The organism is Actinoalloteichus sp. AHMU CJ021, assembly GCF_002895405.1.
Classification (GTDB): domain Bacteria; phylum Actinomycetota; class Actinomycetes; order Mycobacteriales; family Pseudonocardiaceae; genus Actinoalloteichus_B; species Actinoalloteichus_B caeruleus.
In genome coordinates this window covers 4,070,414-4,085,816 of the sequence record NZ_CP025990.1, presented here as the reverse complement: position 1 = coordinate 4,085,816, position 15,403 = coordinate 4,070,414, and the positions used below count along the sequence as shown (strand labels likewise).

The window sequence follows — 15,403 nt, the reverse complement described above, 5'->3', positions numbered from 1 at the left end:
GTTGGGCAGGGCGGGCCGGGAGCGAGCAGCTGTTGTCGTCCCTCGCTCGGCTCTGCTGCCCGGCATCCGCCAAGCTCAGTCCAGTGCGCTGTCACCCTCGGTGAACAGCGAGCCCTCGATGTCGGACAGGATCTTCTCCTCGATCACCTCGGCAAGGCGGGTGATCGTCGGGTTCTCGAAGAAGAGCCGCGCTGAGAAGTCGATGCCGAAGGTTTCCTGAATCGCATCGATGACCTGGAGACTCAGAATCGAGTTACCACCGTTCTCGAAGAAGTTGGCATCGGTTCCGACTGAGCTGACGTGCAGCACATCGGACCAGATGTCGACCAGAGCTTCCTCGGTCGGAGTCGCGGGATCTCCCGCGGATCCGTGCATCTCCTGTTGAGGGGCGGGCAGCGCCGCGCGGTCGAGCTTGCCGTTCCCGGTCAGCGGGAAGGCGTCCAGGACGACGACGTTCGACGGCACCATGTGCTCGGGAAGAGCCGCGCGGAGATGTTTCCGCAACTCGGCAGGCACCAGGGACCCACCAGCGGCAGCGACCACATAGGCCACCAGGCGTTTGTCGCCGGGGGTGTCCTCCCGGACGACCACCACCGCCTGCGCCACTCCCGGGTACTCTCCCAACCGGGCGGCGACCTCCCCCGGCTCGATCCGGAACCCCCGCACCTTCACCTGCTCATCCGCCCGACCCACGTACGACAGGCGCCCCTGACCATCCACCCGGGCCAAGTCCCCAGTCCGGTACATCCGCCGGCCATCCCCAGCGAACGGATCAGCCACGAACCGCGACGCCGTCAACCCCGCACGACCCGCATACCCCTGCGCCACGCCCGCACCCGCCACGTACATCTCCCCCCCCCCCCCCCGAGGAACCGGACGCAACCCACCGGCACGGTCCAGCACGTACACCCGCCACCCCGGTACCGCGTGCCCGATCACCCCAGCCGACCCCTCGACCAGATCGACCTCCGCACCGTTCTCCCCCTTCCCGGTCGGGTTGAGGGGGTGCGCGGTGACATGCACCGTGGTCTCGGTGATCCCGTACATGTTCACCAACACCGGTGTGTCCGGGTGCCGGGCCAACCACGGCCGCACCCGGGACACCTCCAACGCCTCCCCACCAAAGACCACCCACCGCAGGCACAACTCCCGCCCCAACCCGGGGTTCTCCGCCTCGGCCCGCACGAACTGCTCGAACGCCGAGGGTGTCTGGTTGAGCACCGTCACCCGCTGGGCCACCACCAGCTCCAGGAACTCCCCCGGACTGCGGGACACCTCCCAGGGCACCACCACCAACCGGCCCCCGAACGCCAACGCGCCCCACATCTCCCACACCGAGAAGTCGAAGGCCACCGAGTGGAACAACGTCCACACGTCCCCGGCGTCGAAGCCGTACCGGTCCTGGGTCCCGGTCAGCAGTGACACCACGCCGCGGTGCGGTACCGCCACGCCCTTCGGCCGTCCGGTCGACCCGGACGTGTAGATCACGTAGGCCACCGCCTCGGCGGGCACCACCACCTCCGGTCGCCCGGGTTCGTACCCCGAGAAGTCCGTGCGGTCCAGTTCCACCACCGGCACCCCGGACACCGCCCCCGGGAGAGCACCAGCGGTCTCCGAGACGGTCACCACCGTGGAGGCCCCGCTGTCGGTCAGGGTGTAGGCGATCCGCTCCGCCGGGTAGTTCGGGTCCACCGGCACGTACGCCGCCCCGGCCGCGAGCACACCCAGCACCCCTACCACCAGGTCGGTGGTGCGGGGCAGCAGCAACGCCACCCGCGCTCCCGGGGTCACGCCCCTGGCCCGCAGGTGCGCCGCCAGGCGGTAGGCCCGCCCGGCCAGTTCCCCGTAGGTCACCGTCGTGTCCTGGAAGGACACCGCCACCGCCTCGGGACGCTCCCGGACCTGACGATCGAACAACTCCACCAACGACACCGGCTCCACACCCTCGACGAGCGCCGGGGAGTAGCGCGCCCACGACGCGCGCAGCTCCTCGAGCCGGGCGTCCTCGATCAGCGGAGTGACCGCGAGAGCACGCGCGGGCTCCTCGACAACAGCGCTCGCCGCCACCACCAGATGATTCGCGATCTCAGCGACCGTGTCCGGGTCGAAGAGGTCCGTGTTGTACTCGATCGCCGCCCAGAGCTGACCATCCAGCCGCTCCTCGAACTGGAAGCTGACTTCGAACTGGGCGGCGTTCCGGGGAAGCAGGACCTCCTCGACCTCGATACCAGGGAACGCCGGCCGGGCAGGTGGCGTGTTCTGCAGCACGACCATGGCCTGGACCAGTGGTGTTCGACTGGTATCGCGGTCCGGAACCAGCTCGTCGATGAGCCTGGTGAAGGGGACGTCCTGGTTGGCGAACGCCGTCAACACGGTGTCCCGCACGTCAGCGAGGAGCTGGTCGAACGTCCGGGTCTCGTCGATCCTGGTCCTGAGGACGACGGTGTTCACGAAGAACCCCACGGTCTCCTCGAACTCGGCGCGTTCTCTCCCCGAGGTGACCGTACCGACGGCGATGTCGTCCTGCCCGCTGTGCCGAGCCAACACGAGCTGCGTGAGGGCGGTGAGAGCCATGAAAAGACTGGCGCCGTGCGGACGGCCCACCCTTCTCAACCCCCTCACCAGGGCTGCCGGAACGGCGAAGGTGTGCATGGCACCCGCAGTGGTCCGCACGGCCGGCCGTGGACGATCCGTTGGCAGCGAGAGCGTTGGCAGGCCGGACAGCTGGTCTCGCCAGTAGGCGAGTTTCCCATCGAGCGCGTCACCGGACAGCTGTTTCCGCTGCCACACGGCGTAATCGACGTACTGGAGCGGAAGCTCCGGGAGCCACGGTGTCTCGTCCCGCACGGATGCCCCGTACAGCGCGGCGAGTTCGCCCAGCAGCAGGTTGATCGACCAGCCGTCCGTGACGATGTGGTGCATCGTCACCACCAGGAAATGAACCGCCGGTCGTTCCCGAACCAGGAGCACCCGCGCCAGTGGCCCCTTCCTGAGGTCGAAGGGCTTGTCCATCTCCGCGCTCAGGAGCCGCCGCAGCTCACGCGCGCGACGTCCCTCCTCTTCCCCAGTCAGATCGACCGTGCGCAGCGAGATGGGCATCGTCGGGTGAATCCGCTGGATCCCGCTGCCGTGAACAGAGTCGAAGGTGGTACGCAGCGATTCGTGCCGCTCAACGAGGGCCTCCACGGCCGAGGTCAGGGCTTCCACGTCGAGAGCACCTGTCAGCCGCAGGCCGACACCCAGGTTGTACTCGGCACCCGCGGGGCTGAACTCGTGCAGGAACCACAACCTCTCCTGCGGGTAGGACAGGGGAAGCCCGTCGGAACGCACCGTGGCTGTCGGCACCTCGGCCATGGCGCCGAACAGCTCCTCGCCGGGCAGGGCAGCGGCGAGGGAGGCGACGGTCGGGTAGTCGAAGAGGAGGCGGGGTGACAGTTCGATCCCGAGGACCGCGCGGGTACGGGAGGAGACCTTCATGCTGCTGATGGAGTCGCCGCCGAGTTCGAAGAAGTTGTCGTCGATGCCGACTCGCCGTTTCCCCAACACCTCGGCCCAGATCACGCAGAGGACCTGTTCCGTCTCGGTCGTGGGAGGGGCGTAGGACGCGGTCGCCGTCATGTCCGGCGCGGGAAGCGCCCGCCCGTCCAGTTTGCCGTTCGACGTCAGGGGGAGCTCGGGGAGGACGACGAACGAGGAGGGCACCATGTGGTCCGGGAGAACCTGGTGGAGCAGGCTTCGAAGTTCGTCGGTGTGCAGTGGCTCGTCAGGAGCGGCGGGGACCAGGTAGGCGACGAGCCGAGCCTCGCCCGCGAGATCGTCCCGCACCGTGACCGCTGCCTGTCCGACGCCGGGGTGCTGGCCGAGTACGGTCGCGATCTCACCAGGCTCGATGCGGAAACCCCGCAGCTTGACCTGCTCGTCGGCTCGGCCCACGTACACCAGCCGGCCTTCGGCGTCGACCCTCGCGAGGTCCCCCGTGCGGTACATGCGTGAACCCGGCTCGCCGAACGGGTCGGCCACGAACCTGGTGGCCGTCAGGCCAGGGCGTCCGGAGTAACCGCGAGCGACCCCCGCACCAGCGACGTACATCTCTCCGACCACGCCTGGTGGAACCGGCCGCAGTCCTCCCGCACGGTCCAGCACGTGGACGCGCCAACCGGGGATCGCGCGTCCGATCACGCCGGGCAGGAGCTCCTCCGGCAGGACCGGGTGAGCCGTGACGTGCACCGTGGTCTCGGTGATGCCGTACATGTTCACGATGGTCGGCCCGTCCGGGTGTCTGGCGAACCACGGTGCGAGGCGCGACGCGTCGAGGGCCTCGCCCCCGAAGACGATCCACCGCAGTACCAGGTCCTGGCCGAGGTGGAGTTGATCCGCCTCGGCCTGCGCCAGCTGCGCGAAGGCCGACGGGGTCTGGTTCAACACCGTCACTCGGTGATCGACGAGGAGGCGCAGGAAGTCCCCCGGCGAGCGCGAGACCTCCCACGGCACGACGACGAGCCTGCCACCGAATGCTAGGGCTCCCCAGATCTCCCACACCGAGAAGTCGAACGCCGCCGAGTGGAACATCGTCCACACGTCGTCAGCGTCGAAACCGAACCGTTCCGTGGTTTCCCGGAACAGGCTGGTCACGGCACGGTGGGGTACGACGACTCCCTTGGGCCGGCCGGTGGAACCCGAGGTGTAGATGACGTAGGCCGACTGATCCGGGTCGACCCGCCCAGGTAGGGGTTGGTCGCGGTCCTCATCCGAGTTCCGCCACTCGACCTCGTCGAGCAGGACGATGCCCTCCGCCAGGCCCGGTGGCAGGGCTCCTGCTACCGAGGAGACGGTGAGCACGACCGACGCGTCGCTGTCGGCGAGGGTGTAGGCGATGCGGTCGGCGGGGTACTGGGGATCGACTGGAACGTAGGTACCGCCGGCCTTCAGAGCGGCGAGTATGCCGATGACGAGGTCGACCGAGCGGGGCAAGACCACGGCTACCCGAGTTTCCGGGCCGACGCCGATCCCGACGAGGTGCTTCGCCAGCCGGGTCGAGAGCAGGTCGAGTTCCCCGTAGGTGACCTCGGAATCCCGGTAGGACACGGCGACCTTGCTCGGGGCCGCGTGGACGTGGTGCCGGAACAGGTCGAGGAGGGATTCTGCTTCCACATCCCGCACTCCTACCTGAGAGTTGCATTCGAGAACAGGGGCACCCTTCCACTCGCTCGGGCTGACGATGTCGAGTTGGCCGAGTGGTCGGTCGGGGTTGGTGGCGATCTCGGACAGCGCCCAGGCGAAACGGGCCGCGACCCGCCCGGCGGTGTCCTCGGTGAACAACTCCGGGTCATAGGACAACCACGCCTCCACCCGGTCCCGGGCATACACCGTCACCGTCACCGGGTAGTTCGTCGCCTCCACCGCCTCCACACCCGACACCCGCACCCCGGACGCCGACCCCGCCGCCTGAACCGGGTAGTTCTCGAACACCACCAGGCTCTGGAACAACCCCACCCCCGCCGGCAGCTCCGACTCGATCCCGGTCAACGGCACGTAATCGAACTGGCGGGCCTCCACCTGCCGGGCCTGCACCCCCGACACCCACTCCCCCACCCGCACCCCCGGATCACACACCACCCGCACCGGCAGGGTGTTGATGAACAACCCCACCATCTCCTGCGAACCCACCACCTCAGCCGGTCGACCTGACACCGTCGCCCCGAACACCACATCCACCGTGCCGGCATGCCGGGCCAACACCAACGCCCACCCGGCCTGCACCACCGCGTTGACCGTGACCCGCTCCTGCCGGGCGAAGGAGAACACCGCCTCCGAACCCGCCGTGGTCACAGGCACCCGGACACGGGCGGTGGACTCCGAACGGTGTGCCCGGTCAGGGGCACGGTCCCAGGGCAGGGCAGTGGGCTGGTCGAACCCGGCCAACGCCTCCCGCCAGTAGGCCCGCCCGGTGGTCTGGTCCTGCCGGGTCAACCACCGCAGGAACTCCCCGTACTGGCGGCGTCCCACCGGGACCACCGAGACGGTGTTCTCACCCGTGGTCTCGGCCAGGGCCTGGTAGGTCGCGATCAGGTCGGAGAAGAACCGGTAGATGCTCCACCCGTCGAGCAGCAGGTGGTGGAAGGTCCACACCACCCGCACCCGGCCCTCCCCCAACCCGGCCAGCAACACCCGCATCAACGGGGCCCGCTCCAGATCGAAGGCCACCCCCTGATCCCGCCGCTGGTACTCCCGCCACCGCCGGTCCTGCTCCCCACCCTCGTAACCCGACCAGTCCTCCACGGTGATCGGGACCTCAACCTCACGGTGCACCACCTGCACCGGGTCCGGCACCTCACGCCAGGCCACCGACACCCGCAACGCCTCATGAGCGTTGACCACCCGCTGCCAGGCCACCGCCACCAACCCCGGTTGATCCACCCCCTCCAGAACACAGGACAACTGCTCCAGATACGCCACCGACGCCGGATCGGCCACCGCGTGGAACAACATCCCGGCCTGCAACCCCGTCAACGGGTACAACTCGGTGACCGCACGACCGGTCCCGGCCAACCGGGTCACCGTGTCCTGGTCCAACGCCACCAACGGGAAGTCCGACGGGGACACACCCCCGGCCCCGGGCTGGCGGCAGTGAGCCACGAACCCCGACAACTCGGTGAGGAAGGACTCCGCCAGGCCATGAACGGTGTCCTCGTGGTGCAGGCCTGGGGAGTACCACCAGTCGATCTCCAACCGGCCGTTGCGGACCTGGGCCACGACCTCCAGCAGGTGAGTACGGGTTTCTCCCGGGTGGTGCTCGCCACCGGGGTTGAGCCGCCAGTCCCCGATCCACTCCTGCTCACCGGTGGTGGTGTCGAACTGGCCCAGGTAGTTCAGGCTGATCCGTGGTTCCCGGTCGGTGTCCAGCCCCGAATCCGGGCTTCCCCCTCCGGTGAGGTAGCGCAGTGCCCCGTACCCGATCCCCCGGTCGGGGACCCCACGGAGTTGTTCCTTGACCGCCAGGACATCACCGGCCCATTCCCCCCGCGGGGACAGTTCCACGGTGACCGGGTAGATCGAGGTGAACCAGCCCACGGTCCGGGACACCTCCACCCCCGGCAGGACTTCCTCCCGACCATGGCCCTCGACCGTCACCGGTACCCGGGGCCACCCGGTCCACCTCCGCACCGTCCGGGCCAGCCCGGTCAGCAGGACCTCATCGATCCTGGTCCGGTACACCCCGGGCACGTCCTGCAGCAACTCCCGGGTCGTGGTCTGGTCCAGTACCACCCGCACCCGGTCCTGGGCTCCGACCGAGTGGTCCCCCTCGGCAACGTCCACCGGAAGCCGTAGGTCCTGACTGGTGGGGATGGCCTGCCGCCAGTAGTGGAGTTGGTCGGTGAACCCCCCGGCCCGGGTGTGCTCCCGCAGGGCCTGTGCCCAGTGGGGGAACGCGGTGGTCTTCACCCCGAGGTCCACCGGTCGTCCGGTCACTGCCTGGTGGTAGGCGGTGGTCAGGTCCTCCCGCAGGATCCGCCAGGACACCCCGTCGACCAGTACGTGGTGGGCTACCCATACCACCCGCAGCCGGTCACCACCAGCACCACGGCCGAGGAGAACACGCGATAACGGGCCTCGTTGCAGGTCCAACCCTGCCTGCGCCGCGACCACCGCCCGCTGCCAGACCTGGTCTGCCTCCACCGCTGGTAGGTCCACTACCTGGATGACCTCGTCCAGGTCCACCTCGGGCAACACCACCGGTGTCCACCTCTTGCCTTCGCGGCGCAGCACCATGCGCAGCGCGTCGTGGTGCTCCACCACCGCGCCCACCGCCCGCCGCACCACCGCCAGATCGGTGTCCGGGGGCAGGGTGAACCCCGCGGAAAGGTTGAAATGCTCCGGGCCCACCGGGTGCGTGGTGGTGAACCACTCCAGGACCGGGGTCATCGGGAACGCCCCCGACACCCGACCCTGCTCGGCCCCCACCGTTCCGGGTTCCCCGTCAGGGGATGACAGTCCTGATGCCAGGGCAGCGATCGTCTGGCGTTGGAACAACTCCCGGGAGGTGAACACCACCCCCGCCGCTCGGGCCTTCGACACGACCTGGATGCTCAGGATCGAGTCGCCACCCAGCTCGAAGAAGTTGTCGGTCACCCCGACCCGGTCCAACCGCAGCACCTCAGCCCACACCTCGCACAACACCTTCTCCACCTCGGTGCGCGGTGCGACATGACGGTCAGCGGACTGGAACTCCGGGGCTGGTAACGCCGCCCGGTCGACCTTCCCGTTACCCGTCAGGGGCAAGGCCTCGAGCACCACCACCGCCGCCGGCACCAGGTACTCCGGCAACCGAGACCGCAACTCCTCCCGCACCTGCCCACCATCAACCACATGCCCCACGGCCGGCACCACGTAACCCACCAGACGCCGCGCCCCCGGAGTGTCCTCCCGGACCACCACCACCGCCCGCGCCACACCCCGCTGCCCCACCAACGCGGCCTCGACCTCACCCGGCTCGATGCGGAACCCCCGCACCTTCACCTGATCATCCACCCGCCCCACGAACTCGAGGACCCCGTCCGGCAACCACCGCACCCGATCCCCCGTCCGGTACACCCGACCACCAGCGGCATCGAAGGGATCAGCCACGAACCGCGACGCCGTCAACCCCGGACGATCCACATACCCATGCCCCAGACCCGCACCCGAGGTGTAGAGCTCCCCCGGCACCCCCACCGGCACCGGACGCAACCACCGGTCCAACACCACCACCCCGGACCCCGCCACCGGCGACCCGATCGGCACCGAACCCCGCCCCCGCACAACGGAGGCACCCACCACCTGAACAGTGGTGAACACCGTGTTCTCCGTGGGCCCGTACCCGTTGACCAACCGCACCCCCGGTACCGCCTCCACCACCCGCCGGCAGTGCGACGGAGACAGCACGTCACCCCCGGCCAACAGGTACCGCACCCCCGACAACACCGCCACATCAGTGTCGACGACCTCGTGGAACAACCCCGCCGTCAACCACAACCCCGTCACCGCGTACTCACCCAGGAACTCACCCAGTTCGGGTACCGACAACACCCCGGGCCGGGGCACCGCCACCGCCGCCCCGTTGAGCAACGCTCCCCAGATCTCCAAAGTGGCCGCGTCGAAGGACAACGACGCCAGTTGGGCGACAACATCCCCCGGCCCCACCGGCAGGTGATCCGGCTCCCACGCCACCCGCACCACAGCCCGGTGCGGTACCACCACTCCCTTCGGAGTACCGGTGGAGCCGGACGTGTAGATCACATACGCCGGCATGTCACCCGAGACCACTCCCGGTGGCACGGTGGTCTCCCGCTCGAGGGCGGCCACGGTCGCCGGGTCGTCCACCACCACCGTCGCCAGGCCCGCCGGGACCCGGTCGGCCAACTCGGCGGTGGTCACCACCACCCCGGCCCCACTGTCGGTGAGCAGGAACTCCACCCGCGCCGCCGGGTACCCCGGATCCACCGGAACGTAGGCACCACCCGCCCGGAGCACGGCCAACAGCACGCACACCGCATCCGGACCCCGCTCCAACAACACCCCCACCCGGGAACCGGCCACCACACCCCGCGACACCAGGTATCCGGCCAACCGGGCCGACCGGGCATCGACCTCCCGGTAGGACCACGACACCCCCTCCCCCACCACCGCCGCCGCGTCCGGGCACTCGACCACCCGCGCGGCGAACACCCCGGTGACCGTCTGCACCGGCAGCACCCGGTCGGGGGTGTTCCATTCCGCCACCAGATCCCGCTCAGCGGGGTCGGTCACCGCCACCTCGACCAACCGGCGCTCCGGCTCCGCGGTCACCGCCTCGGCCAGCCGCACCCAGTCCCGGGCCCACCGCTCCACCGTGCCGGCATCGAACAGGTCGGTGTTGTACTCCAGCTCCACCACCAACCCCTCCGCGTCCGGCCAGAACTCGAAGGTCACCTCGAACCGCGAGGACGCCCGGTCCAACACCACCCGTCGCGCCGGCATCCCCCCGAACTCGGCCACCTCACCCACCGCGTTCTGCAACACCACCATCACCTGCGCCAACGGCGGCCGGGACGCGTCCCGCACCCCACCCACGGCGTCGACCACCCGGTCGAAGGGCACGTCCTGGTGGGAGAACGCCCTCAGCACCGTCTCCCGGACCCGCGCCAGAAACACCTCGGCGGACTCGGACAGATCCACCCGGGACCGCAGCACCAGGGTGTTGACGAAGAACCCGACCAGCCCTTCCAGCTCGGTGCGGTCCCTACCCGAGACCACCGTGCCCACCGCGATGTCGTCCTGCCCGCTGTGCTGGGCCAGCACCAGCTGGGTAATCGCGGTCAGGGTCATGAACAGGCTCGCCCCACCCGAGGCGCCCCACCGTGTCAACCGGTCCACCACCGCGGGCGGGACCCGCAGGACGTGCACCGCGCCCACCGAACTGCGCACCACCGGTCGGGCACGGTCGGTGGGCAGTTCCAGCACCGGAACCCCGGCCAGCTGCTCCCGCCAGTAGTCGAGCTGTTCCTCCCAACCGGCCTTCTCGGTCTGGTCCCGCTGCCAGGCTGCCCAGTCCCGGTAGGACACCGGTAGCGCGGGTAGTTCCACCGGGGCACCGGCCAGCTCGGCGGTGTAGTACTGGTCCAGCTCCCGGACCAGCACACCCATCGACCACCCGTCCGTCACGATGTGGTGCACCGACAGCACGAGGACGCTCACGTCGTTCGTCTCTCGGACGACCAGGCCTCGGAAGAGCGGCCCCTCGTGGAGGTCGAACCGTGTGGACGTCTCCTCGCGGAGTACCGCCGCCAGGCGGGCATCCCGCTCCTCCAGGCAGTCCAGCTCTGGTGTGCGCAGGTCGACCGTCCGCAGCGGTACGTCGAACCCCCGCCGCACTCGTTGGACGGGCTGGCCTGACACCTCCTCGAAGGTCGTTCGCAGGCTCCCGTGACGGCTGACGAGCCGGTTCAGGGCTTTGGCCAGGGCTTCCAGGTCGAGAGAGCCGTGCAGCCGGAGGCTGATTCCGGTGTTGTACTCGACACCGCCCGGGATGAGGCTGTCGAGGAACCACAGGCGTTGCTGTGGCGGCGACAGCTGGTGCACGGAGCTGTCGCTACCGTTGTCCGGGTGTCCACCGGTTCCGCCGACAAGCGGTACCTGCTCGGTTTCCTGGTGTTCCGCAGTGGTGTGGCCGTCGACGTGCGCGGCGAGCCCGGCCACCGTCGGTTCGTCAAACAGGAGCCGGGCGGGAAGCGGGAGGTTCAGGTGTTCCCGCAGCCGGGAGAGCACCCGCAGCCCGCTGATGGAGTCGCCACCGAGGGCGAAGAAGTCGGCATCGATGCCCACCGGGTCCACACCAAGAACCTCGGACCACACCTCGCACAGCACCTTCTCGGTGTCCGTGCGCGGTGCCACGTACCCCTGGGAGGGCTGGAACTCCGGGGCTGGTAACGCCGCCCGGTCTACCTTCCCGTTACCCGTCAGGGGCAAGGCCTCGAGCACCACCACCGCCGCCGGCACCAGGTACTCCGGCAACCGAGACCGCAACTCCTCCCGCACCTGCCCACCATCAACCACATGCCCCTCGGCCGGCACCACGTAACCCACCAGACGCCGCGCCCCCGGAGTGTCCTCCCGGACCACCACCACCGCCCGCGCCACACCCCGCTGCCCCACCAACGCGGCCTCGACCTCACCCGGCTCGATGCGGAACCCCCGCACCTTCACCTGATCATCCACCCGCCCCACGAACTCGAGAACCCCGTCCGGCAACCACCGCACCCGATCCCCCGTCCGGTACACCCGACCACCAGCGGCATCGAAGGGATCAGCCACGAACCGCGACGCCGTCAACCCCGGACGATCCACATACCCATGCCCCAGACCCGCACCCGAGGTGTAGAGCTCCCCCGGCACCCCCACCGGCACCGGACGCAACCACCGGTCCAACACCACCACCCCGGACCCCGCCACCGGCGACCCGATCGGCACCGAACCCCGCCCCCGCACAACGGAGGCACCCACCACCTGAACAGTGGTGAACACCGTGTTCTCCGTGGGCCCGTACCCGTTGACCAACCGCACCCCCGGTACCGCCTCCACCACCCGCCGGCAGTGCGACGGAGACAGCACGTCACCCCCGGCCAACAGGTACCGCACCCCCGACAACACCGCCACATCAGTGTCGACGACCTCGTGGAACAACCCCGCCGTCAACCACAACCCCGTCACCGCGTACTCACCCAGGAACTCACCCAGTTCGGGTACCGACAACACCCCGGGCCGGGGCACCGCCACCGCCGCCCCGTTGAGCAACGCTCCCCAGATCTCCAAAGTGGCCGCGTCGAAGGACAACGACGCCAGTTGGGCGACAACATCCCCCGGCCCCACCGGCAGGTGATCCGGCTCCCACGCCACCCGCACCACAGCCCGGTGCGGTACCACCACTCCCTTCGGAGTACCGGTGGAGCCGGACGTGTAGATCACATACGCCGGCATGTCACCCGAGACCACTCCCGGTGGCACGGTGGTCTCCCGCTCGAGGGCGGCCACCGTCGCCGGGTCGTCCACCACCACCGTCGCCAGGCCCGCCGGGACCCGGTCGGCCAACTCGGCGGTGGTCACCACCACCCCGGCCCCACTGTCGGTGAGCAGGAACTCCACCCGCGCCGCCGGGTACCCCGGATCCACCGGAACGTAGGCACCACCCGCCCGGAGCACGGCCAACAGCACGCACACCGCATCCGGACCCCGCTCCAACAACACCCCCACCCGGGAACCGGCCACCACACCCCGCGACACCAGGTATCCGGCCAACCGGGCCGACCGGGCATCGACCTCCCGGTAGGACCACGACACCCCCTCCCCCACCACCGCCGCCGCGTCCGGGCACTCGACCACCCGCGCGGCGAACACCCCGGTGACCGTCTGCACCGGCAGCACCCGGTCGGTGGCGATCACGTGCTCTTCGGTGTGGCGCCGTTCCGACGCGCGCAGGAGATCCCGCACCGGCTGCTCAGGGTGGTCGGCGATGGACCGAAGCAGGAGCACGAGCTGCCGTCCCAGGCCAGTCGCGTGTTGCCCGTCCAGCACCTCGGTGCCGCCGATCACCCCGAACACCCCGTCGGCGGCCGTCCACAGATCGAGCGCGAGGGCACCGGTGGACTGGTCGGAGCGCGAATCTCGGGCGACCGGGGCGCCGTGAATGCGGATCACGATGCGTGGAGAAGAGGCGGGGCGCGTCCCCGCTGCGGTCGAGGAGTGGCGTACAGGAGCAGGCTGGGTGAGGTCAGCGGCCGTGGTACCGAGGGCCTTGCCTTGGACGAGGTGACTGCGCAGGGCCCCGAGCAGCTCGGCTGCCTCCTGTTTCGGGCTGATCTCGCTCGCGGGGATGACGGTCGAGGCGGAGAACTGCCCCGCTGTGGCGTCGCTCGACGAATGCGCCGGGTCCCCTGGTTCGGACTGGCGCATGACGTGGACCGAAGGACTCGGACCGTCGTGCTGACTGGCGTACAGCGCCCGTGCGGACGTGATCAGAGCGGGAAGGACCGCATCCCACGGGTGAGCGGGTTCTTCCCGCCGGGTGGGAGCGTCGCCGTGCTCCGCTGTCGTCGTCGCCGCCCCCGGGTGGTGGTCGTGTTGGAGTGCGTCCAGCCGGCGCACGAGGTCGGCCGGCACCACGAGCGGGGCGAAGCGGCGGGGGCCGGGGGCGGAGACCTGGACAGCATGCGGTTCGGTGGTCATCTCTGGTACTTCGCTCCTGTCGGTTGGCCGCCGCCTGGTGTTCGTCGTGCCGTGCCAGGCGTTCCACTCCGGCCAACCAGCGAAGCCTGGCGGTGTTCGCTCGACGTGGTCAGGACCGCCGGTACGAGCGTCCGCCGTACTGCAGCAGGGTGACGGCGCCGGTCGCGGCGTCACGGACGAACCGACCACCGATGTCGGCGGCGTCGAAGTTCTCCTCGCGTGCGAGGAAGACGTCGTCCTGGTGCATCGCCAGCCGAACGTGGAAACCGTCGGTCCTGGTCAGCGCGAGTCCGCCTTCGGGGTCCGACTCCACCCGGAAGGGGATGTTGCCGTTGACGTAGTCGCCGGTGTAGTCAGCGGGGTCGGCCACCTCGACGGGGTTGGTGGCGGGCACGGTGTAGTGCCCGACCGCGATCCCGGCGTCGCGGAGGCTCTCGACGAGGTCGGCCCAGAGCAGGAGTCCGGTGGTTCCGTTGGCGGTCATCGCGAGTGCCGTGTTCTGCTCGGCGTTGGCCCGGAGGTGGCAGCTGGTGCCGTCGACGGTTCCGTCGTGGCCGAACCAGGTCGTCCCGTCGGCGCCCTGGTACTTCATCAGACCGAGACCCCAGGCGTCAGCGAGGCCGAAGGGTTCGGCGCCGTGGGCGGTAGCGCGCATGTTCCGGGCGGCGTCATCGGGAAGCAGGTCGGCGTGGTCGAAGCCGTCGCGGTCCTCGAGTTGCAGCCGGGCGAGGGTGACCAGGTCGGACGCGCTGCCGGCGAGGCCTCCTGCGGCGCTGGCGGAGAGGGGGAGGAACAGGTCGACGGCCGCGACGTCACCGGTTTCCACACGTACCGTGTGGCCGCCCACGACGGAGGAGCGTTCGCTGAGCGGCCGGGGGTCGAAGAGGAACGCCGGGGTGATGCCGAGGGGCCGGAGGAGGCAGGTTTCGACGGCGGTCCACCAGTCCATGCCGGAGACCCTCTCGACCAGGTGGCCGACCAGGCAGTAGCCCACGTTGGAGTAGGAGAAGGCCTCGCCGGGCGGGAAGATGTTGTCCACGCCGGCGGCGGCCTGGGCGTACCGCTGGTAGGAGGCGGTCCGCATGTCGGGGAAGTCGATCTCTGTCACCAGGCCACCGGTGTGGCTGAGGAGCTGCCGGGGGGTGATCCGCCCGATCTGGGGGTTGGCCGCACCGCGGAGAGCGGGGACGTACTCGGAGATCGGGGTGTCGAGGTCGATGTCCCCGTCGGAGACGAACTGCATGGCGAGGGTCGCGGTCACGAACTTGGTGACGGAACCGAACGGAAAGGCGGAGTTCCTGGTGACGGGGCTGGGACGGTCGTGGTGCTGGTGGCCGACTTCGACGGTGCGCAGTTCGCCGTTGTCGTAGAGAGCCAACTGGGCCCCGGGAACCCGGTACTGATGCACCAGCTTCTCGAACACGTCTGCCAGTTGAGTTGACTCCATGCCACCTTCCCCGGGCACCGGACGGTGGGCGTGGGTGTCGAGCGTTGACACCCGTTCCCCCGTTGCGGACGGACTTCTCGTCTGGTTCGGTGGTGGACCGGCCGCGCCCCTCCGCCCCCTGGGGGCCGGACGTTCCCGTTTGCCCGCCAACAATCCGCAACCAGGCTCTACCAGGTGGTTCGGACTCGCAACGACCTTCGCCCTTCCCCAAAACCCTCT

General features: G+C 69.5%; 2 protein-coding genes. Both read right to left on the bottom strand.

Annotation, left to right across the window (positions count from 1 at the left end):
• Window positions 1-75: 75 nt before the first annotated feature.
• A complete protein-coding gene (locus C1701_RS17265) occupies window positions 76-13,737 on the bottom strand; it encodes a non-ribosomal peptide synthetase (protein WP_103056258.1) in 13,662 nt (4,553 codons plus the stop codon).
• A gap of 109 nt (window positions 13,738-13,846) precedes the next feature.
• Entirely contained in the window at window positions 13,847-15,184 is a 1,338-nt protein-coding gene (locus C1701_RS17260; protein ID WP_103056257.1) for a serine hydrolase domain-containing protein, read from the bottom strand.
• Between the last annotated feature and the right edge of the window lie 219 nt (window positions 15,185-15,403).